General features: G+C 74.6%; 19 protein-coding genes. 7 read left to right on the top strand and 12 right to left on the bottom strand.

The genetic code is table 11. From position 1 onward, the window contains the following. The 7 genes from Ae505Ps2_RS26325 to Ae505Ps2_RS26355 form a co-directional block, all read right to left on the bottom strand. Entirely contained in the window at positions 1-459 is a 459-nt protein-coding gene (locus Ae505Ps2_RS26325) for a Na(+)/H(+) antiporter subunit C (RefSeq protein ID WP_020622059.1), read from the bottom strand. Next, positions 456-1,040 (bottom strand): MnhB domain-containing protein, encoded by a 585-nt coding sequence (locus Ae505Ps2_RS26330; protein ID WP_020622060.1) that lies wholly within the window; start codon positions 1,038-1,040, stop codon positions 456-458. The genes Ae505Ps2_RS26325 and Ae505Ps2_RS26330 overlap by 4 nt, the downstream gene beginning before the upstream one ends. Further along, positions 1,037-3,409, bottom strand: a complete 2,373-nt coding sequence (gene mbhE, locus Ae505Ps2_RS26335; RefSeq protein WP_249265354.1) for a hydrogen gas-evolving membrane-bound hydrogenase subunit E — start codon at positions 3,407-3,409, stop codon at positions 1,037-1,039. The genes Ae505Ps2_RS26330 and mbhE overlap by 4 nt, the downstream gene beginning before the upstream one ends. Before the next feature lie 173 nt (positions 3,410-3,582). Then, positions 3,583-4,017 (bottom strand): GNAT family N-acetyltransferase, encoded by a 435-nt coding sequence (locus tag Ae505Ps2_RS26340; protein ID WP_083696296.1) that lies wholly within the window; start codon positions 4,015-4,017, stop codon positions 3,583-3,585. Between the two features lie 61 nt (positions 4,018-4,078). After that, positions 4,079-5,299 (bottom strand): cytochrome P450, encoded by a 1,221-nt coding sequence (locus Ae505Ps2_RS26345; protein ID WP_233147462.1) that lies wholly within the window; start codon positions 5,297-5,299, stop codon positions 4,079-4,081. Positions 5,300-5,352: 53 nt separating this feature from the next. Beyond that, positions 5,353-6,573 carry an MFS transporter gene (locus tag Ae505Ps2_RS26350; protein WP_198932142.1) on the bottom strand — a complete coding sequence of 407 codons (1,221 nt, stop codon included), beginning with the start codon at positions 6,571-6,573 and terminating at the stop codon, positions 5,353-5,355. An 89-nt stretch (positions 6,574-6,662) separates the two neighbouring features. After that, positions 6,663-8,813 (bottom strand): malate synthase G, encoded by a 2,151-nt coding sequence (locus tag Ae505Ps2_RS26355; protein ID WP_075307672.1) that lies wholly within the window; start codon positions 8,811-8,813, stop codon positions 6,663-6,665. A gap of 175 nt (positions 8,814-8,988) precedes the next feature. Between Ae505Ps2_RS26355 and Ae505Ps2_RS26360 the strand changes: the two genes are divergently transcribed. From Ae505Ps2_RS26360 to Ae505Ps2_RS26370, 3 genes are read left to right on the top strand one after another with little or no spacing between them, the layout of a single operon-like run. Next, the gene (locus Ae505Ps2_RS26360) at positions 8,989-10,443 is read left to right on the top strand and encodes an FAD-linked oxidase C-terminal domain-containing protein (protein ID WP_020622066.1); all 1,455 of its coding nucleotides are present in this window, start codon (positions 8,989-8,991) and stop codon (positions 10,441-10,443) included. 56 nt (positions 10,444-10,499) lie between these two features. Next, a complete protein-coding gene (locus Ae505Ps2_RS26365; protein ID WP_075554323.1) occupies positions 10,500-11,645 on the top strand; it encodes an FAD-binding protein in 1,146 nt (381 codons plus the stop codon). A 7-nt stretch (positions 11,646-11,652) separates the two neighbouring features. After that, a complete protein-coding gene (locus Ae505Ps2_RS26370) occupies positions 11,653-13,041 on the top strand; it encodes a heterodisulfide reductase-related iron-sulfur binding cluster (protein WP_075307674.1) in 1,389 nt (462 codons plus the stop codon). A gap of 24 nt (positions 13,042-13,065) precedes the next feature. Here Ae505Ps2_RS26370 and Ae505Ps2_RS26375 read toward each other — a convergent pair whose 3' ends face one another. Then, positions 13,066-13,950: a LysR family transcriptional regulator gene (locus Ae505Ps2_RS26375; RefSeq protein WP_075307676.1), complete on the bottom strand. Its 885-nt coding sequence runs from the start codon at positions 13,948-13,950 to the stop codon at positions 13,066-13,068. 98 nt (positions 13,951-14,048) lie between these two features. Between Ae505Ps2_RS26375 and Ae505Ps2_RS26380 the strand changes: the two genes are divergently transcribed. Next, positions 14,049-14,939 carry an LLM class flavin-dependent oxidoreductase gene (locus Ae505Ps2_RS26380; RefSeq protein ID WP_075333105.1) on the top strand — a complete coding sequence of 297 codons (891 nt, stop codon included), beginning with the start codon at positions 14,049-14,051 and terminating at the stop codon, positions 14,937-14,939. Between the two features lie 11 nt (positions 14,940-14,950). On the opposite strand, the gene Ae505Ps2_RS26385 is transcribed toward Ae505Ps2_RS26380, so the two are convergent. After that, positions 14,951-15,307 (bottom strand): hypothetical protein, encoded by a 357-nt coding sequence (locus Ae505Ps2_RS26385; RefSeq protein WP_020622070.1) that lies wholly within the window; start codon positions 15,305-15,307, stop codon positions 14,951-14,953. A gap of 315 nt (positions 15,308-15,622) precedes the next feature. On the opposite strand from Ae505Ps2_RS26385, the gene Ae505Ps2_RS26390 reads away from it, so the two are divergent. Continuing rightward, entirely contained in the window at positions 15,623-15,847 is a 225-nt protein-coding gene (locus Ae505Ps2_RS26390; protein WP_020622071.1) for a hypothetical protein, read from the top strand. Positions 15,848-15,928: 81 nt separating this feature from the next. Here Ae505Ps2_RS26390 and Ae505Ps2_RS26395 read toward each other — a convergent pair whose 3' ends face one another. Then, positions 15,929-16,930: a thiamine-phosphate kinase gene (locus tag Ae505Ps2_RS26395; protein WP_083695683.1), complete on the bottom strand. Its 1,002-nt coding sequence runs from the start codon at positions 16,928-16,930 to the stop codon at positions 15,929-15,931. A gap of 85 nt (positions 16,931-17,015) precedes the next feature. Between Ae505Ps2_RS26395 and Ae505Ps2_RS26400 the strand changes: the two genes are divergently transcribed. Then, complete coding sequence (locus tag Ae505Ps2_RS26400; protein WP_020627802.1) at positions 17,016-17,252, top strand: Lrp/AsnC ligand binding domain-containing protein; 237 nt, start codon at positions 17,016-17,018, stop codon at positions 17,250-17,252. Positions 17,253-17,280: 28 nt separating this feature from the next. Next, positions 17,281-17,802, top strand: a complete 522-nt coding sequence (locus Ae505Ps2_RS26405; RefSeq protein ID WP_212567671.1) for a DUF3515 domain-containing protein — start codon at positions 17,281-17,283, stop codon at positions 17,800-17,802. Here Ae505Ps2_RS26405 and Ae505Ps2_RS26410 read toward each other — a convergent pair whose 3' ends face one another. Beyond that, the gene (locus Ae505Ps2_RS26410) at positions 17,803-18,873 is read right to left on the bottom strand and encodes a D-alanine--D-alanine ligase family protein (RefSeq protein WP_075307684.1); all 1,071 of its coding nucleotides are present in this window, start codon (positions 18,871-18,873) and stop codon (positions 17,803-17,805) included. A 108-nt stretch (positions 18,874-18,981) separates the two neighbouring features. Beyond that, positions 18,982-20,319 carry a PLP-dependent aminotransferase family protein gene (locus Ae505Ps2_RS26415; RefSeq protein WP_075307686.1) on the bottom strand — a complete coding sequence of 446 codons (1,338 nt, stop codon included), beginning with the start codon at positions 20,317-20,319 and terminating at the stop codon, positions 18,982-18,984. Between the last annotated feature and the right edge of the window lie 23 nt (positions 20,320-20,342).

The following is a 20,342-nucleotide window of genomic DNA, read 5'->3' on the forward strand; positions in this document are numbered from 1 at the left end:
TCACTTGCGGCCCTCCTCGAGCTCGTGGGAGTCGGCGGTGTCCTCGGGCTCGGCGTCGGTCTCGTCCGCGGTGCCCTCCTCCATCGCGCCCTTGGGCTTCTGCCGGTCGGCGATGCGGCGGTCCTCCACGTCGTCCTGCACCTCGTCGTGCCCGACGAGCACCCAGGAGCGGTAGCCCAGCGCCAGCAGCAGCGTGGTCAGGGCGAAGGTGATGACGATGGCGGTCAGCGCCAGCGCCTGCGGGAGCGGGTCGGCGATCTGCTCGGGGAGCACCGCGTCGAGGATCGGGGCCCGCCCGGGCGGTCCGCCGGAGACCTGCAGCAGCAGGTTCGCGCCGTGCCCGAGCACCACGATGCCGATCAGGATGCGCATCAGCGACCGCTGCATCAGCAGGTAGAAACCGACCGAGTACAGCACCGCGAGCACGATCGCCATGCTCAGGTTGATGGTGGTGTTCACCTCGGGCCACCCCCGCGCGGGAGGTCCTCGCCCGCCTCGCGGGCGTCGCGGGCGATGCCGGACCCGAGCGAGCGCAGCAGGTCGAGCACCACGCCGATGATCAGCAGGTAGACGCCGACGTCGAGCAGCAGGCTGCTCACGATGTCGAGGTAGCCGAACGGACCGAAGGTGATCGTCCACTTGACCGAGGCGAGCACCGGGTCGCCCCAGGCCACCGGGGCCAGCGCGGTGAGCACCGCGATGATCAGTCCGGTGCCGACCAGCACGGGCGGGCGGATCCGGAACCGGGAGCCCAGGTTGTCGTCGCCGCCTGCGATGTGGCGCAGCACGAACGCGAGCCCGGCGACCAGGCCGCCGGAGAACCCGCCGCCGGGACCGTAGTGGCCCTCCAGCAGCAGGAACACCGAGAACACCAGCACCACCGGGAACAGCAGCCGGGCCGCGGACTCCAGCACCAGGGTCCGCTCGCGGACGTCCGGGCAGGTGCCGGTGAGCATCCATCGGCCGCTGGGCTGGTCCATCCTGGCCCAGCTCTCGGCGTCCCCGGCCGGGGACGCGGGCTTCTCCTGCGAGGTCGTCATCCGAGCACCTCCTTCTCGTGCTTGGGCGATCCCGAGCCGCTGCGCACGACCTTGCCGTTCTGCCTCTTGTCGTACCGGGTCGCGAGCACCAGGCCCGCGGTGCCGGACGCGCAGATCAGCAGCACGGTGATCTCGCCGACCGTGTCGAGTGCGCGGAAGTCGACCAGGATCGCGCTGATCAGGTTGGTCGCGCCGGCCTCCGGTGCGCCCGCGATGAACGGCTCCGTGGTGGCGGGCGGCAGGGTGCGGGCCCCCGAGAGCATCACGGCCATCCCGGCGACGAGCAGGCCGCCGACCGCGGCGACCGCGGCCTTGGGGCCCCGGACGCGGCGCTCGGTGTCCGGCTCGTCGAAGTGGGCGGGCAGGCGTCGCAGCACGAAGACGAACGCGACCAGGGTGAGCGTCTCGACCAGGAACTGGGCGAGTGCCAGGTCGGGGGCGCCGTCGATGACGAACAGGCCGCCGATGCCGTAGCCGACGGCACCGACCAGCAGCACCGCGGTGAACCGGCGGTGCGCCAGGCAGAGCGCGATCGCCGCGATGATCACCATCAGTCCGACCGGGACCTGCATGATCGAGTGGTACGGGGCCTGGTCGGTCGGCCACGTCCCGGTGACGGCGATGACCGGGCCGGGCAGCGCGATCAGGGTCGCGAGGATGCAGCCGAGGTAGACCGGCAGCGACCCGATCTGGAGCCGGCCGGTGACCGCGATCGCCGAGCGCTCCAGCCCCGTCACGACGGCCTCGTACCCCCGCTGCGCCGACACGTGCGGCACCGAGAGGTGCCCGGTCAGGGGCTGCCCGTAGCGGTGCAGGAGGAGTCCGCCGACCAGCGCGACCCCGGTGAACAGCAGCGGCAGCCCCGGGGTGTGCCACAGGGCCAGCTCGTAGCGGGCGGCGTAGGCGTCGCCGACCGGGGGCAGCGACGCGGCATAGGAGGCGGCGAGCTGCTGGACCAGCGGCGCGGCGAACCCGGCCGCGATCCCGGTCAGCGCGCACAGCCAGGCCGGGCCGGACAGGCCGAGCGGGACCGGGTCGCCACCGGTGGGGTGCAGCCCCTTGGTGGAGAACGCCCCCCACAGGAACCGTGCGGTGTAGGCGACGGTCAGCAGCGAGCCCGCGACGAGGCCGATCGCGGTGATCCAGCCACGGACGCCGCCCTCGAGCACGAACGCCTCGAACGCGGCCTCCTTGCCGACGAAGCCGAGCATCGGCGGGAGCCCCGCCATCGACAGCCCGGCGAGCGTGGCGACGACGGCCAGACCGCGCCGGCGGCGTCCGAGCCCGCACAGCTCCCGCAGGTCACGGGTGCCGCAGGCCTTGTCGATCGCCCCGACCACCATGAACAGCGGCGCCTTGAACAGGCCGTGCGCCAGCAGCATCGCGATGCCGGCGAGACCGGCGACCCGCGAGCCGGACCCGAACAGCACCATGAGGAACCCGAGCTGGGAGACGGTGCCGAAGGCCAGCAGCCGCTTGAGGTCGGTCTGGCGCATCGCGCGCCAGCCGCCCAGCACCATCGTCGCGAGACCGAGCACCATGACCGGTGCCCACCACACGGGGTGCACCGAGAACGCGGGCCCGAGCCGCGCGACGAGCACGACCCCGGCCTTCACCATCGACGCCGCGTGCAGGTACGCCGAGATCGGCGTCGGGGCGGCCATCGCGTACGGCAGCCACGGGTGGAACGGCAGCTGCGCGGACTTGGTCAGCGCACCGAGCAGGATCAGCACCAGCGAGACCGAGAGCGCGACCGGGCTGTCGGGGGCGAGCGTGCCGGAGGTCGCGGCCGCGGTGATCTCCGGGATCGAGTAGGTGCCGGCCAGCTGGCCCAGCAGCACGATCCCGAGCAGCATCGCCAGCCCGCCGAAGACGGTGACGACGAGCGCCTGCACCGCGGCACGCCGGTTCTCCCGGTACTGGCCGCCCTGTCCGACGAGCAGGAACGACGTCAGCGACGTCAGCTCCCAGAACACGTAGAGGGTCAGCAGGTCGTCGGCCAGGACGAGGCCGAGCATCATCCCGGCGAAGGCGACCAGCAGCGCCGCGGAGCGGGCCGCGTCGGTGGAGCGCGGCCCGAAGTACCAGGCCGCGTAGATCATGATCAGCGCTCCGACGCCGGAGACGAGCACGATCATCGCGATCGCGAGCGCGTCCATCCGCAGGCTCAGCGTCAGCCCCAGCTCGGGGGCCCACTCGATGCGGTCGGTCACCCCGCCGGAGAGCGCGGTCGAGGCCTGCGCCGTCGTCCACACGAGAGTGGCGGCGAGCAGGGCGGCGCCTGCGCCGAACGCCAGCCGCCGGTGGTACCGGGCGAGTGCGGGCAGGCACAGCGCCAGGACGAGATGGGCGGCCACGACGGCGAGCACCGACACCTCCTGGGGTCACGGGGTCGTTCGGACCAGCGGTTCCGCTCACGTCACGGCCGGACACGGGGAGCGCCGGAAGAGGCCGCCGCACGCTCACCGGAGGGGACGCGGCGACGACGCCGAGGTCATCCTATCGGCGCAACCGGACGTTTCGCCCGTGACCGTACCGAGGCTCACCCCGGCAGCGGTTTGGCGAAGCACCGGGAGCGGGGGTCGTTCCGGTACACACCGAATCTGCTGGTCCGACGGTATCCGCTGCTCTCGTACAGCGCGATCGCAGCGGACTGGGGGTCACCCGTCTCGAGGATCATCCGACGACGCCCGGCGGCGGCCGCCGCGCGCTCCAGCGCGACGAGCACCGTCCGGGCGTGTCCCCGACCGCGGGCGGCGGGCTCGACGTACATCCGCTTCAGCTCGGCGTCGCCGTCGCGGCGCGCGGGGTCGGCCGGGTCGGCGTCCACGGCGCGCCACGCCCCGGTGGCGACGGGGACGCCGTCCTCGTAGCCGACGAGGAACAACCCGGACGGGGCGCGGAAGTCGGCCGGGACGACGGGCGTGACGTCACCGTCGCCGTAGACCTCGCCGTAGAACGCCTGCAGCCGCCGCATCAGCGGCGTGACGTCCGGATGGTCGATCCCGGACACCCTCAGTTCGAGCTCCCCCACACCCTCATGATCGGTCCCAGGTGACCGGCAGCGCGCGCAGGCCCCCGGTGAGCACGTCCGTGCGCAGCTCCAGCTCGGAGCGCGGCACGGCCAGGCGCAGCGACGGGAACCGGGCGGGCAGCGCCCGGAACACCTCGGTCAGCTCGACCCGGGCCAGGCTCGCGCCCACGCAGAAGTACGGCCCGTGTCCGAACGCGAGGTGCGTCGGCTTCCGGGTGACGTCGATGTCCTCGGCCCCGTCGAAGTGGCGCGGATCCCGGTTCGCGGCACCGAGCGCGAGCAGGATCGCGTCGCCCGTACGGATGTGCACCCCGGCGATGTCGATGTCGGCGTGGGCGTAGCGCGGGATGCCGCCGTTGCCCCCGCCGGGCACGGCCAGCCGCAGGACCTCCTCGACCGCGCCCGCGGCCCGCTCCGGGTCCGCGGCGAGCGCCGCCCACTCCCCCGGCCGGTCCAGCAGCAGGACGGTGCCGGTGTCGATCCGCCCGACCGTCGTCTCGTGCCCGGCGAACAGCAGGCCGGCGCCGAGCGCGGCGAGCCGGTCGCGCTGCTCCGGCGCCGAGCCGAGCGCGGCGAAGTCGGAGAGCACGTCCTCCCCCGGCTCGTCGTCCTTGCGATCGATCAGGCCGCGGACGTAGGCGAACAACGCCTGCGCCGCGGCCTCGGCGCGGGGCCGGTCGTGGAGCAGCCCGAGCTCGCCGGACCAGCGACGGAACTCCTCGCGGTCGTCGAAGGGGACGCCGAGCAGCTCGCAGATGACCAGCACCGGCAGGGGGAAGGAGAACAGCTCGTGCAGGTCGCAGCCGGGCCCGGCGGCCTCGACGACGTCGAGCCGGCTGTGCACCAGCTCGGCGACGTGGTCGGACAGCCTGCGCATCCGCCGCGCCGAGAACGCGGGCGCGAGCAACTTGCGCATGGCGGTGTGGTTGCTCCGCTCGGTCTCCGGTGAGTCGCCGCTGGGCCCACCGAAGATCATCGAGTCGGAGATGCGCGCGGCCCGCTCCGGCGCGGGATGGCTGCGGCCGAGCCGGTCGTCGGCGAACAGGGCACGGGCCTCGTCGTAGCCGGTGACCAGCCACGCGACATCGCCGGCCGGGGTCCGGACCGGGGTGATCGGGGACCGGTCCCGCAGGTGGTCGAACTGCGGCGGGAGGTCGAGGACGTCGTGGCGCGGGAACGGCAGGCGCGGCAGGTCCGTGGCGTCGGAATCCGTGGTGGTGGTCACCCGCCCGACGCTACGAGCGCGGGCCGGCACCCGCCTCCGCCCGGAGGTGGACATCAGGTGGATCCGCGGCCGGCCGCATGATCCGCTCCGCGCGCGCGGAGCGGATCAGCCGCGGGGACCGGCTCCGCCACCCGGTGGGCTCCGGCCCACACCAGGACCAGGCAGAGCGCCTGCACCCCGGCGACGACGAGCAGCAGCACCGGGTACCCCGCGACCCCGGTCAGGGCCGAGAGCAGCATCGGCAGCAGGAACCCGAGGTAGGTCAGCGAGTAGAACACCGCGGTGAGCCCGGCCAGGTGCTCCGGCGCGGCGATCCGCTGGACCTCCTGCAGCCCGGACAGCAGCACGAACCCGTAACCGGCACCGAGCAGCGCGGCCGCGACGAACGCCACCGGGATGCTGCGCCCGGCGGCGCCGAACGCCGCCACGACCGTCCCGGCGACGACGAGCGCGAGCCCGATCCGGGTGGCGGCCAGCGGCGAGCGGGCGTCGACGGCGCGGGCGGCGGACTGGGCGAGGAACCCGCAGCCCAGGGTGACGGCGGTGAGCAGGGTCGCGTCGAGCAGCCCGTAGCCGCCGAGGACGTCGCCGAGCGCGGTCGGCTGCACCGCGAACGACAGCGCGGCGGCGCCGAACACCCAGGGCGCGGCGGGCAGCACCAGCCACCGGAAGCGCGGATGGGCGGCGGCGGGCACCCGCAGGTCGCGCAGCCAGGACCGGGAGCGGCCCGGCTCGACCGTCTCCGGGGCGGCCACGAGCCACCAGGTGACGGGGACCATGAGCACGATGTGCACCAGGTAGGGCAGCTCCATCGGCAGCGGCGCGAACTGCGCGAGCAGCCCGCCGACCAGCGGGCCGAGGCCGAACCCCGCGGTGAGCGCGAGTGCGGCCCGCCGCGCACCCTCACCCTCGCCGGACAGCTCCTTGACCCAGGTCGTCGCCACCGCCATAGCGACGCCGATGCACAGGCCGAACAGCAGCCGTCCGATGTAGAGGAGGGGCTCGGAGAACGCCCCCAGCGCGATGACGGCACTGGCCGGGATCGAGGCGGCCGTGGCGGGCAGCAGCACCCGGCGCCGCCCCCAGCGGTCCGACGCAGGTCCGCCGACGAGCAGACCCGGGGCGAGACCGAGCACGTAGACGCCGAAGAACGCGGCGACCACGGTCGCCGAGTAGTGGCCCTGCTCGCGGTACATGACCATCAGCGGGCTGAACTGGTTGGCGCCGTAGCCGACGCCGAACAGCACCAGCGCGGGCCGCATCCACGGCTTCACGATCCTCGTCCTCCCTGATCACGACGACGCCCCCGGGAACGCGTCCCGGGGGCGTCGTCGTCGACGGTGGTGGTGACGGTGATGCGACCTCAGGCCGCGGCCTTGGCCCGCTGACGCCAGCGGGTGAGCGTCCGCTCGGTGTAGCCGTTCGGCTCGGTCGCCCCGCTGAACACCAGCTCCAGCGCCGCCTGGAACGACTCGCTGGACTCCAGGTCCTTGGCCATCGCGGGGTAGCCGTCCTCGCCGGCGTTCTGCTCGTCGACGACGGCGGCCATCCGGGCGAAGGTGTCGCGCACGACCGCCTCGTCGACGACGCCGTGCCGGAGCCAGTTCGCGACCAGCTGGGCGGAGATCCGCAGGGTGGCGCGGTCCTCCATCAGCCCCACGCCCTCCAGGTCCGGCACGGTGGAGCAGCCGATGCCCATCCCGACCCAGCGCACCACGTAGCCGAGGATCGACTGGGCGTTGGTCTCCAGCTCGTGGGTCACGGCGTCAGCCGGGAGCGAGGACGCGTCGGTCACCGGCACCTCCAGCAGTCTGCGCCGGTCGGCGGTGGTGCGGGACGCGATCTCGTCCTGCACCGCGTGCACGTCGACGCGCAGGTAGTGCAGCGCGTGCAGGGTCGCGGCGGTCGGCGAGGGCACCCAGGCGCAGTTCGCACCGGCCTTCGGGTGGCCGATCTTCTGCTCGATCATCTCGGCCATCGCGGCGGGCTTGGCCCACATGCCCTTGCCGACCTGCGCGGTGTGCGCGAACCCGGCGGCGAGCGCGACGTCGACGTTGCGGTCCTCGTAGGTCTTCAGCCAGGTGGTCGACTTCATGTCGCCCTTGCGCAGCACCGGGCCCGCGGCGAAGCAGGTGTGGATCTCGTCGCCGGTCCGGTCGAGGAAGCCGGTGTTGACGAAGATGACCCGGTTCGCGGCCTCGGCGATGCAGGCGGAGAGGTTGACCGAGGTCCGCTTCTCCTCGTCCATGATGCCGATCTTGAGGGTGTTCGGCTGCAGTCCGAGGGCCTCCTCGACGGCGCTGAACAGCTCGACGGTGAGCGCGACCTCCTCGGGCCCGTGCTGCTTGGGCTTGACGATGTAGACGCTGCCCGCGCGGGAGTTGGTGTGCGGGCCCTTGCCCTGCAGGTCGTAGAGCCCGGCGACGGCCGAGACCAGTGCGTCGAGGACGCCCTCGGCGATCTCGCCGCCGTCGGCGGTGCGCACGGCGTTCGTGGTCATGTGGTGGCCGCAGTTGCGGACCAGCATGAGCGACCGTCCGGGCAGGGTGAGGGCGGAGCCGTCGGCCGCGGTGTACTCGCGGTCCGGGTTGACCCGGCGGATGACGGTCTTCCCGCCCTTGCGGAACTCGGCGGTCAGGTCGCCGCGCAGCAGCCCGAGCCAGGTGCGGTAGGCCAGGGCCTTGTCCTCGCCGTCGACGGTCGCGACCGAGTCCTCGAGGTCGACGATCGTGGTGACCGCGGACTCGAGCACGACGTCGGCGACGTCGGCGTGGTGCTGGGTGCCGACCTGGGTGGTCGGGTCGATCGTGATCTCCAGGTGCAGCCCGTTGCGGGTCAGCAGGACGGCGCCGCGACCGTCGCCGTCGACCGGGCGGAAGCCGGCGAACTGCGCGGGGTCGGCGAGCCCGACCGTGCCGTTCGCGGCGGTGTCGACGACGAGCCCGTCGGTCGACGGCCGGTAGGCGGTGGCGTCGGCGTGGCTGCCCTTCGCGAGCGGGAACAGCTCGTCGAGCAGCTCGTCGGCGGCGGTGATGACCTGCGCGCCGCGGCGCTCGTCGTAGCCGGGGGCGAGCTCGTGGTCCTGCGGCAGCGCGTCGGTGCCGTAGAAGGCGTCGAACAGCGAGCCCCAGCGCGCGTTGGCGGCGTTGAGCGCGTAGCGGGGCACGGTGGAGGGCACGACCAGCTGCGGGCCGGGGATCTCGGCGATCTCCGGGTCGACCCGGTCGACGTCGATGGTCGGGGACCGTTCCGGGAGCAGGTAGCCGAGGTCGGTGAGGAACTTCTCGTAGTCCTCGACCGAGCCGGTGCCGTGCTCGCGGTGCCACTCGTCGATGCGTGCCTGGATCTCGTCGCGACGGGCCAGTGCGTCGGCGATCTTGGGAGCGAAGCGTTCCTGGAGCCGCGCGAGGGTCGCCCAGAAGTCGTCCGCCGTGAGGTCGACGTCGGACAGGAGCTCGCCCTCGACGAAGGACCTCAGGTGCTCGTCGACCTGCAGGCCGGCGGTGTCGGCCATCTGTGACCACCCTCTCCGTGTGGATGTCGGAACTGGTCGTATTTCTACCAGTGGATTATCTTTTCCGCATCACGGAAGTGATGCGGACCCTGTCCGTGACGTCGAACAGGCGTGGCGTCACCGTGTCGACGTACCCTCCCGTGAGCCCCGCCACGCGCAGCAAGGGAGTCCAGCGATGCCTCTGGCCCGCTCGATCCACGACGAGTTCGTCGCCCTCCTGGGCGCCGCGGACGTGCTCGACGACCCCGTCCGGACCCGGACCTACGAGTGCGACGGCCTGACCGGCAGCCGGGTCGTCCCCGAGCTCGTCCTGCTGCCCCGCACCGCCGACGACGTCGCCGGGTGCGTACGGATCTGCGCCCGGCACCGGATCCCGTTCGTCGCCCGCGGCGCCGGTACCGGCCTGTCCGGCGGCGCGCTGCCGGTGGCCGAGGGCGTCGTCATCGGGCTGAACCGGCTCAACCGGGTGCTCGAGGTCGACCCGGAGAACCGGCGCGCGGTGCTGGAGCCCGGCGTCACCAACCTGGAGATCACCGCGGCCGCGTCGCCCCACGGGCTCTACTACGCCCCGGACCCGTCGAGCCAGCAGGTGTGCACGATCGGCGGCAACGTCGCGGAGAACTCCGGCGGCGCGCACTGCCTGAAGTACGGCTTCACCACCAACCACGTGCTGTCGATGGAGGTCGTGCTCCCCGACGGCGAGGTCGTGACCCTGGGGTCGGACTCGATGGAGCAGTCCGGGCCCGACCTGCGCGGGGTGTTCCTGGGGTCGGAGGGCACCCTCGGGATCGTCACGAAGGTGACCGTGCGGCTGCTGCGCACCCCCGAGGTCATGCGCACGCTGCTGGCGGACTTCCCGTCCGTGTCGGCGGGGGGCCAGGTGGTCTCCGACATCGTGGCGGCCGGGATCGTCCCCGCCGCGGTCGAGATGATGGACGCGCTGGCGATCGAGGCCGCCGAGGGCGCCACCGGCGCCGGCTACTCGCTCGACACCCCGGCCGCGCTCGTCGTCGAGCTCGACGGCACCGTCGAGGAGTGCGAGGAGCAGTTCGCGCTGGTCAAGGAGATCTGCGACCGGCACGGCTGCACCCGGCTGCACATCGCGGGATCGCCGGAGGAGCGGGCGAACATCTGGCGCGGCCGCAAGGCGGCGTTCGCCGCGGTCGGCCGGATCTCGCCGGACTACATCGTCCAGGACGGCGTGGTCCCCCGGACCCGGCTCGCCGAGATCCTCGAACGGATCGACGAGATGGGCTCCGAGGCCGGGCTGCGCGTCGCGAACGTGTTCCACGCCGGCGACGGCAACCTGCACCCGCTGGTCCTGTTCTCCGCCGCGGAGGGCCAGACCGACGAGGCCGAGCACCTGTCGGCGCGGATCGCGGAGCTGTGCGTCGAGATGGGCGGGTCGCTGTCGGGCGAGCACGGCATCGGCACCGACAAGGCCTGTTCGATGCCGCGGATGTTCGGCGAGGACGACCTGGCCGTCATGCGCCGCATCCGCGACGGCTTCGACCCCGACCACATCTGCAACCCCGGCAAGCTCCTGCCGACCCCGCGGCTGTGCGGCGAGAAGCCGGGGCGCTACCGCCCGCACCCGCTGGAGGAGGCGGGCCTGATCGAACGGCTGTGACCCGCCCGGCCGACCTGTCCGACCGACCCGCACGCGACCCGGAAGGGCCCGACGACATGACACGCGCCGCTCCCACCACGCTGCGCCCCACCTCGGCCAAGGAGGTCCGGGACGCCGTCCTGGACACCCCCGGCCGTCTCGCGATCGCCGGCGCCGGCACCGCCGCCGGCTGGGCAGGACGCGCGGACGACGACGTCGCCGCGACGCTCGACCTCTCCGGGCTGTCCGGGGTGATCCACCACAACCCCGGCGACATGACCGTCTCGGTGCACGCCGGGACCCCGGTGCTCGCGCTGCAGGAGCAGCTGGCCGAGCACGGCCAGCGCCTCGCGTTCGACGCCGCCCGGGTCGCCCGCGGCGCCACCGTCGGCGGGCTGCTCGCCACCGCCGACGCCGGCCCGTCCGCCCTGGTCTGGGGCGGTCTGCGGGACCTGGTCATCGGCACCACCTCGGTACTCGCGGACGGCACGATGGTCCGCTCCGGCGGGCACGTCATCAAGAACGTCGCCGGCTACGACATGGCCAAGCTCCTGCACGGCTCCCACGGCACCTTCGGCCCGGTGGGCGAGGTCGTCCTGCGGCTGCACCCGGTCCCGAAGGCGGTCGCCTGCGTGGCTGTCGACGGCCCGGTGGCCGAGGCCGCGTCGCGGGTACTGGAGCTGATGGCCAGCCCGCTGGAGCCGATCGCCGTCGAGTGGGTCTCCGGTGACCCGGGACGTCTGCTGGTCCGGCTGGAGGGCGGGGCCGGGACCCTGCCGGCGCGGGTGGAGCGGCTGCGCGAGCTCCTCGGCGCCGACGCAAGGGAGGTGGGTCCGGACGCGTGGGACGCGCACGCGTCGCTGACCGACGGCCCGCACGCCGGCGGCGACGCCGACCGGCCCGCCCGCGACGGCGCCGTCGTCCGGATCGGGTGCGCCCCGACCCGGCTGGCGCCGCTGGTGGAGCAGCTTCCCGCCACCGCCGTCACGGCCGGGCTCGCGACCGGCGTCGCGACCGTCACCGTGCCGGGGGCCGCCGTGACCGAGGTGCACGACGCCGTCGCCGCGGTCGGCGGCACGAGCATGCTGCGCGACCGCCCCGAGGCGCTGGACGCCCCGGCGTGGGGCCCCGCGCCGTCCGCGCTCGCGCTGCTGAAGGCGATCAAGAACCAGCTCGACCCCGAGGCCCGGTTCGCCGCCGGTCGCTTCGCCCCCTGGATGTGAGGCACGCATGACGAGCACCCACGAGCCCGCAGGCACCCCCGCCGGAGCGGCCGAGACCAAGATCCCGCAGCAGGGGCCGAGCGCGTTCGACCCGGTCCACCCGCCCCAGCGCGAGCTGCTCGACGACTGCGTGCACTGCGGCTTCTGCCTGCCGACCTGCCCCACCTACGTGCTGTGGGGCGAGGAGATGGACTCCCCGCGCGGCCGGATCCTGCTGATGGACCTGGCCGAGAAGGGCGACATCACCCTCGACGGCCCGTTCACCGAGCACATCGACAACTGTCTGGGCTGCATGGCGTGCGTGACCGCCTGCCCGTCCGGGGTGCAGTACGACAAGCTCCTGGAGTCGGTGCGCCCGCAGATCGAGCGCAACGTGCCCCGCAGCGCGTCGGACAAGCTGTTCCGCGACGCGATCTTCGCCCTGTTCCCCTACAAGCGACGGCTGCGCGCCGCCGCCCTGCCCGGCGCGCTCTACCAGCAGCTGCGCAAGGTCCCCGCGATCCGCAGGCTCGCCGAGAAGCTGCCCGGCCAGCTCGCGGCGATGGAGTCGCTGCTGCCGCCGGTCTCGGTGCGCGAGGCGTTCGCGCGGCTCCCGGTGCACACCCCGGCCGTCGGCACCCGCCGGGCCCGGGTCGCGCTACTCACCGGATGTGTGCAGGACGTGTTCTTCCACCGGGTCAACGAGGCCACCGTGCGGGTGCTCTCCGCCGAGGGCTGCGACGTCCTCGTCCCCCGCGACCAGCAGTGCTGCGGCGCGCTGGAGGTGCACGCCGGGCGCGAGGAGTCCGCCCTGGACCGGGCCCGGCGCACCATCGCCCGGTTCGAGACCCTCGACGTCGACGCGGTCGTCACCAACGTCGCGGGCTGCGGCTCGTCGATGAAGGACTACGGCCATCTGCTCGCCGACGACCCGGAGTGGAAGGACCGCGCCGCCGCCTTCTCGGCGCGCTGCCGCGACGTGCACGAGGTGCTCGCGGACCTGTACTCCCGCGACGACGACGGCGGCCCCCGTGCCCCGCGCACGCCGGTCCCCGGCCGGGTCGCCTACCACGACGCCTGCCACCTCGGGCACGCCCAGGGTGTGCGCAGCCAGCCCCGCGAGGTGCTGCGGACCATCCCGGAGCTGGAGCTGGTCGACATCGCCGAGGCGTCGCTGTGCTGCGGCTCGGCGGGCATCTACAACATGGTCAAGCCGGACGCGGCCGCCGACCTGGGCGTGCGGAAGGCGGAGAAGATCCGGGAGGCGAGGCCCGACGTCGTGGTGACCGCCAACCCGGGCTGCCTGCTGCAGATCGGGAAGTACCTGCCGAGCGACGACGTCGCCGACGTCCCGCTGCTGCACCCGGTGCAGCTGCTCGACGCGAGCATCCGCGGGGCGGGCGTCCCCCGGCGCTGACGCGGCGCCGGACCCGATGCCCCGTCAGGCCGACGCCAGATCGGTGAGGTCGGCGTCGCGGAACGCGTCCACGACCGCGGCGAGGCAGCCCGGGGTCGTCGACGACGGCGCGACCACCGACCCGGTGACCGTCACCGGTGGGTCGAGCGGGATCTCACGCACCCGCGACGCCCCGGACGCGGCGGCCCGCCCGGCGGGTAGCAGCGTCCACCCGGTGGGATCGGCCCCCATCTCCGCGACGACGGCCTCACCCACCCCGACCGGCCGGCCCATCCGGGCCCCGGACGGGGCGACCATCCGGGCGAGGGCGTCGTGCCAGGGCGGGTCGGTGTCCCGGCACGGCGGTCGGAACGGCCCGGCCGCGGCCAGCGCCGACAGCCGCACCGAGGACCGGCGCACCAGCGGGTGCCGGTCGGACACGACCGCGTGCAGCTGCTCGCTCCACGCCGGGCGCACCACCAGGCCGGATCCCGAGGGCTCCCCCCGGGCCACCGCGAGGTCCAGGAGGCCGTCGGCCACCGCCGACAGCCGCTCGGGCACCGGCAGGTCGAACAGCTGGACCTCGAGATCCGGGGAGCACTCCTGCAGCCGGCGCAGCGCCAGCTCCAGACGACCGGTGAGCCCGGGCGCGGTGCCGACGCGGATCCGGGTCGCCGGCGCGTCCACGACCGCACGCACCCGCTCCGCCGCCGCCAGCGCCTCCCGCGCCGCGGCCAGCACCCGGTGCCCGGCGGGGGTGAGCCGGACGTGGCGCGAGGACCGGTCCAACAGCCGGGTCCCGAGCTCGCGTTCGAGCCGGGCCACCTGTTGGCTCACCGCGGGCTGCACGATGTGCAGCCGCTCGGCGGCCCGGCCGAAGTGCAGCTCCTCGGCCACCGTCACGAAGTAGCGCAAACCGCGCAGTTCCATCCCACACCCTCCCCGACCTCTGTCGATCACGAACGCCGATCGCTGTGCGGGTTGTTCCGGTCTGGTTCCCCGGGCCCGGCGCGGCTGCACTGGAGAGCATGCGGATCGGAACCCTGAACCTCACCCCCGACGGCCCTGCCGCCGTCCGGGAGACCGTGCTCGACGCGGGCCGCCGGGGCCTGGACGCGGTCTGGGCCAACCAGATGCCCGGCAGCTGGGACCCGTTGACCCTGCTCGCCGCGGCGGAGCCGGGTACCGGGCCCGCCGAGCTCGGCACCGCGGTCACCCTGACCGGTCCCCGGCACCCCGTCGCGCTCGCCGCCCAGGCGCTGACCACGCAGGCGGCCCTCGACGGCCGGCTGACGCTCGGGGTGGGCCCGGGCCACGCCCCCTACCTCACCGGTGAGCTGGGGCTGCCGTTCGACGCGCCCGCCGCCCGGACGCGGGAGTACCTGGAGGTGCTGATCCCGCTGCTGCACGGGGAGCGGGTGACCCACCGGGGCCGGTTCCTCGACGTCGACACACAGCTCACGTTGCCGCGGCCGGTGCCGGCGCCGCGGGTGCTGCTGTCGGCCCTCGGTCCCCGGATGCTGGAGATCGCCGGGGAGCTGGCCGACGGCACCGTCGTGACCTGGGTCCGCCCGGACTTCGTGCGCGACCACCTGCGGCCCGCGCTCCCGGACACCGCTCGCATCGTGGTCTCCGTGGTGGTGGGTGTGACCACCGACCCGGACCGGATGCTGGATTCGGTCGCGCAGGACTTCGCCGCCGTCGGGACGCTGCCCAGCTACCGGGCGCTGCTGGACCGCAGCGGGCTCCGCGGGCCGGAGGAGACGGTGGTGGCCGGATCGGAGGAGCTCCTGGCGCGGGAGTTCGCCCGGTTCGCCGAGGCGGGCGCGACCGACCTCGTGGTGCTCGACCTGAACCCCGAGGGCCGATCGGCGCTCGACGTGGCGGCCACCCTGTCGTCCTCGCACGTCACCGCCTGACGCCGCCCCGTTCAGGAGGGGCCCCGCCGGGTGCGGCCCTCCGGGCGCCGGTGCGACCGGCGCCATGCCGTGGCGCCGGCCGTCCGGGTACGTCCGGGCGCCCCGCCGGCGGGGACCGGGGACCCGGTGTCGCCGCCGGCCGGGCGGGAGCCTCCGGCAGTGCGGGAGCCGCTTGCAGGTCGGGAGCCGTCGTCCGGTCGCCGGTGCAGCGCCCGCAGCTCCGCACGCAGCGCGACGATGTCCCACTTGCGGGCGGTGTGTTCCCGCTCCAGCCGTTCCAGCCGCCGGTGGGCCAGCACGAGCAGCACGCCGGCGGCGATCCATCCCGCCAGGGCGGCCCACGCCACCACCGCCACCAGCCCCGACACACCCGCTCCGTCCACTCGTCCCGCCTGCTCGGCATTCACCGTAGCGAGCACCCGGGTGCCCGACGGCCCGCCCGGTGAGCCACCGCACACGTCTCCGGCACACGTCACGTCGGTACCCTGGGCGGGCAGGCACCGCCGCCCCGCGCTCCCCTTCCCGGGCCCCGCGGTGGCCCGTCACGAATGCGGCACGCGCGGAGGGACCCCGGCCCCGGCGGGCACGGGACCCGGCGATGTACCCCGCCCGAGACCGTGAGGAGGCCGGAGATGCAGCAGTTGGTCGGTAACGATCGAGCCACCGCGAGCGATGGAACGGCCGTGGAGGAGACGACCGTGCACCCCGAGAAGACCCCGTCGCCCGATGCGCGCCACTTCCCGCAGACCCTGGTCGCGATGGACCCGCCCACCCTCCCGGCGGCCCACCTGACCCCGCCGCCCGCGGAGTTCCGGCAGTTCCCGGCCCCGCAGCGGTCGGTCCCCGGTCACCCCAGCCTGCGCAACCGGCTGCGCCGGGCGCTGCTGTTCTGGCGCCGCGGCGCCTGAGCCCCGATCTTCCGGCGGCCCGGTCCCTCACCGAGGGGCCGGGCCGCCGGCGTGTGCGCGTGCCGCGGTCGGTGGCCGCGGTCAGTAGCGGGTGAAGTGGGCCCAGCCGGCGTCGCCGTCGTAGGGGCGGCCGTCGACGGTGACCGCGGGGCCCTCGGCGTCCGCTGCCTCGACGGCCCCGACCTCGGTCCAGCCCTCGGGCAACGGCATGTCGGCGGGGAAGGTCGCCGCGAGCGCGTGGTCCTCACCGCCGGTCAGGACCCAGCGCAGCGGATCCAGGCCCAACGCGGACGCGATCTCGGCCAGCCGCGCAGGCACCGTGAACGCCCGCGACCGCAGCCGCAGCGTCACCCCCGAGGCCCGCGCGACGTGCGCCATGTCGGCCAGCAGGCCGTCCGAGACGTCGATCATGGACGTGGCGCCGGCGTCGGCGGCCTGCGGACCCGCGGAGTAGGGCGGTTCCGGGACCCGGTGCGCGTCGACCAGCACCGCCGGGGACCGGAACCCACGCCCGAGCACCGCCAGCCCGGCCGCGGACCAGCCCAGCCGCCCGCAGACCGCCACCCGGTCGCCCGGCCGCGCGCCGGAGCGCAGCACCGGCGCGCGGCCCTGCAGGTCCCCCAGTGCCGTCACCGAGACCACGATCACCGGCGCCGAGGTCAGGTCGCCCCCGACGAGCCCGGCCCCGGTCGAGCGGGCCTCGGCCCACAGCCCGTCGGCCAGCTGCTCGAGCTGCGCCGCGGGCGTCGACGAGGGGCACGCCAGCCCCACCAGCAGCGACGTGGGCACCGCCCCCATCGCGGCGATGTCGGCGAGGTTCGCGGCCGCGGCCTTGCGTCCGACCTGCTCGGGGCTCGACCAGTCGAGCCGGAAGTGCACACCTTCCACGAGCACGTCGGTGCAGGCGACGACCCGCCCGTCGGCCGCGGTGACGACGGCCGAGTCGTCACCGGGACCGAGCTCCGTCGTAGCCGGTTGGACACGGTCCGTGGTGACCCGGTCGATCAGGGCGAACTCACCGACCTCCCGGAGTGAGACACCGGTCTCGGAACCGCCCTCGGGCGTGATCGCGGATGGGGACACGGGGGCGGCCTCCGGTAGGTTCTGCGTCCGACATTCCTGCCGTCAACCATCCGGCAGGTCGGCAGTTACCGGAAAGGGGCACGCCGTGGTGCAGGCATACATCCTCGTCCAGACCGAGGTCGGCAAGGCCGCCTCGGTCGCCTCCGAGATCGGGGGTCTGCCGGGCGTCGTCTCGGCCGAGGACGTCACCGGCCCGTACGACGTGATCGTGCGCGCCGAGGCGGACGACGTCGACGAGCTCGGCCGGCTGGTCGTGGCCCGGGTGCAGAACGTCAACGGGATCACCCGGACGCTCACCTGCCCCGTGGTCAAGCTGAGCTGAGACGGGGACAGACGTGGCAGGGGCACGCGTGTCACCACCGGTCGTGGTGGCACTCGCGCTGCCCCTGCTGCTCGCCGTCGTCGTGGCGGGGCTCGCGGTCTGGGCCCGCCTGACGACGGGGCCGGACACCGGTCCCCTGGAACTGCCGGCACGGGCCGCACCGCAGGCGTCGTCGCCGTCGTGCGAGGCGGTGCTGCGGACGCTGCCCACCGGGCTCCCCGGTGACACCGGTGACCTCGCGCCGCGCGAGATCGACCCGCCGGTCCCCGGCGCGCGGGCCTGGGTCGCCGAGCCCGAGCCGGTCGTGCTGCGCTGCGGCACCGAGCGGCCCGCCGAGCTGGGGCCGACCTCGCCGCTGATCGTGGTCAACGGGGTGAGCTGGCTGCCGCTGGGCACGCCGCAGGGTGCGCTCGCCACGACCTACGCCGTCGTCGACCGCGGGGTGTACCTGGAGCTGTCCGCACCCACCGAGACCGGCCCGGGGCCGCTGCAGGCGGTGTCCGACGCGGTCGTCGACACGCTCCCGCCGCAGCCGGTGCGGGTCCGCTAGCTACCGCAGCCCCGTCCCGCGGGCCAGCGCGGTGTCGATCATGGTGCTGAGCAGCTCGGAGTAGTCGAGGCCGGTGACCGCCCACATCTTCGGGAACGCCGAGCTCGGGGTGAAACCGGGCATCGTGTTGACCTCGTTGACGGTGATGTCGCCGTCGTCGGTGACGAAGAAGTCGACCCGGGCCAGCCCCTGCACGTCGAGCGCGCGGAACGCGGTGATCGCCTTCCAGCGCAGCGACTCGGTGATCTCGTCGTCGAGCTTGGCGGGGATCTGCAGGTCGGAGGTGTCGAGGTACTTGGATTCGAAGTCGTAGAACTCGCCGGTGTAGCGCAGCTCGGCGGGCAGGCTGGCGCGGACGCTGCCGTCGGGGAACTCCAGCACCGCGCACTCGATCTCCCGGCCGGGCACGGCCGCCTCGACGAGCACCTTCGGGTCGTGCCGGCGGGCCTCGGCGACCGCGGCGTCGAGCGCGGCCGGGTCGGTGACGCGGGTGACGCCCATCGAGGACCCGGCGCGGGCCGGCTTCACGAACAGCGGCAGCCCGAGCCGGTCGCGGTCGGCGAACCCGATGTCGGTGCCGGGGCGGAGCACGACACCGTCGGCGACGTGAAGGCCCTCGGCGCGCAGCAGCTTCTTCGCGAACTCCTTGTCCATGCCGACCGCGGAGGCCAGCACGCCGGCGCCGACGTAGGGCAGGCCGGCCATCTCCAGCAGCCCCTGGATGGTGCCGTCCTCGCCGAACGCGCCGTGCAGGATCGGAAAGACGACGTCGACCGAGGTCAGCGCCTCGCGCGCGTCGAGGCGGACCAGGCCGCGACCCGGCTCGCCGGGCAGCACCAGGGACTCGGCCGCGCCGTCGACCTCGGGGAGCTCCCGGCCGGAGATCGCCAGCCGGGCGGGGTCGGAGGGGCCGGCCACCCATGCGCCGTCCGGGGTGATCCCGACCGGGACGGCCTCGAACCGCTCCGGGTCGAGGTGGGTCAGCACGCTGCCCGCGGACACGCACGAGATCGCGTGCTCGGAACTGCGGCCGCCGAAGACGACGGCGACCTTCACCCGGTCGGCACTCATGGGGCCCGAGGGTAGGCGGCGGCTGCGCGGGGGCTCACAACCGGGCCGCGGCCCGGCCCTCGACACAGCCGGGCGGCGGCCCGGCCCTCGACACCGCCGGGCGGCAGCTCACCCCATCAGCGCCGCCAGCGCGGCGGTCAGCTCGGCCCGTGTCCCGGCCGCGTACCCGACGACCAGCCCGGACGTGCGGGGCGTGCCCTGGTGGTAGTCGGCCAGCCCGCGCACGGCGACGCCGCGCCCGGCGGCCGCCGCGATCGCGGCCCGCTCACCCTCGGGCGGCCGCAGCACCAGGTGCGCCCCGGCCGGGTCCCCGTGGACCGCCCAGCCCGCCGCGCGGGCCGTGGCCAGCACCTGGGCCCGGCGCTCGCGGAGCTCGCGGCGCAGCCGTCGCAGGTGCCGGGAGAGGTCGCCGTGCGCGGCGAGCGCGGTGAGGACGAGCTGCCCCGCCGGCGACGGCCGGGTGCCGGTCCGGGCGCGCAGGTCCCGCCAGGCGTCGACGACGGCGGGTGGCGCGACCGCCCAGCCGACCCCGAGCGTCGGGCTGAGGATCTTGCTCGCCGTGCCCAGGTGCACGACGTGGCCGGGGGCGAGCGCGGCCAGCAGGGGCAGCGGGGCGACGTCGTAGCGCAGCTCGCCGTCGTAGTCGTCCTCGATGACCAGGAGGTCCTCGGTGCGGGCCCGCTCGACCAGGGCGACCCGGCGGGCGGCGGAGAGCCGCACCGCGGTCGGGAACTGGTGTGCGGGGGTGGTGTAGACCGCCGCGCATCCGGCCGGGACGGCGTCGACGACCAGGCCGTCGTCGTCCACGGGCACGCCGACGACCCGCAGCCCGGCGGCCCGCAGCGCGCTGACCGCCCGCGGGTACCCCGGTTCCTCCACCGCGACGGTCGCCCCCGGGGGCAGCAGCCGGGCCAGCTCCGCGACGGCGGCGGAGGTCCCGGCGGTGGCCAGCACGGTGTCCGCGACCGGGGTGAGTCCGCGGTGGCGCAGCAGGTGCCCGGCGACGGCCTCGTGGAACGGGGCCAGCCCGTCGGCGCGGGGGCGGTCGTCCGGGGGCGGGTCGGCGGCGGCCCGCCAGGCACGGCGCCACATCGCGGGGTCCAGCGCCGCGACGCACGGCCGCCCCGGGTCCAGCACCGACGGCTCGGCCCGCGGCCGGGGCCCGGTGGTCGCTCCCGGGCCCGTGGGGGCGGGCCCGGGGACCGCGGTCACGAACGTCCCCGCGCCGACCCGACCGGTGACCCAGCCCTCGGCGAGCAGCTGGTCGTAGGCCGCTGCGGTGACCGTCCGGGACACCCGCAGCGTCGTCGCGAGCCCGCGGGTGGACGGGAGCCGGTCACCGGGCCGCAGTGCACCGCCGGCCGCCGCGGCGCGCAGGGCGTCGGCGAGCTGGACCGCCAGCGGGGTCGCCCCGGCGCGGTCGAGGACGATCGGGAGATCCGGCACAGTGGCCTTTCGTACAAGGACGG

This window comes from Pseudonocardia sp. Ae505_Ps2, from assembly GCF_001932425.1.
In the GTDB taxonomy this organism is placed as follows: Bacteria; Actinomycetota; Actinomycetes; order Mycobacteriales; family Pseudonocardiaceae; genus Pseudonocardia.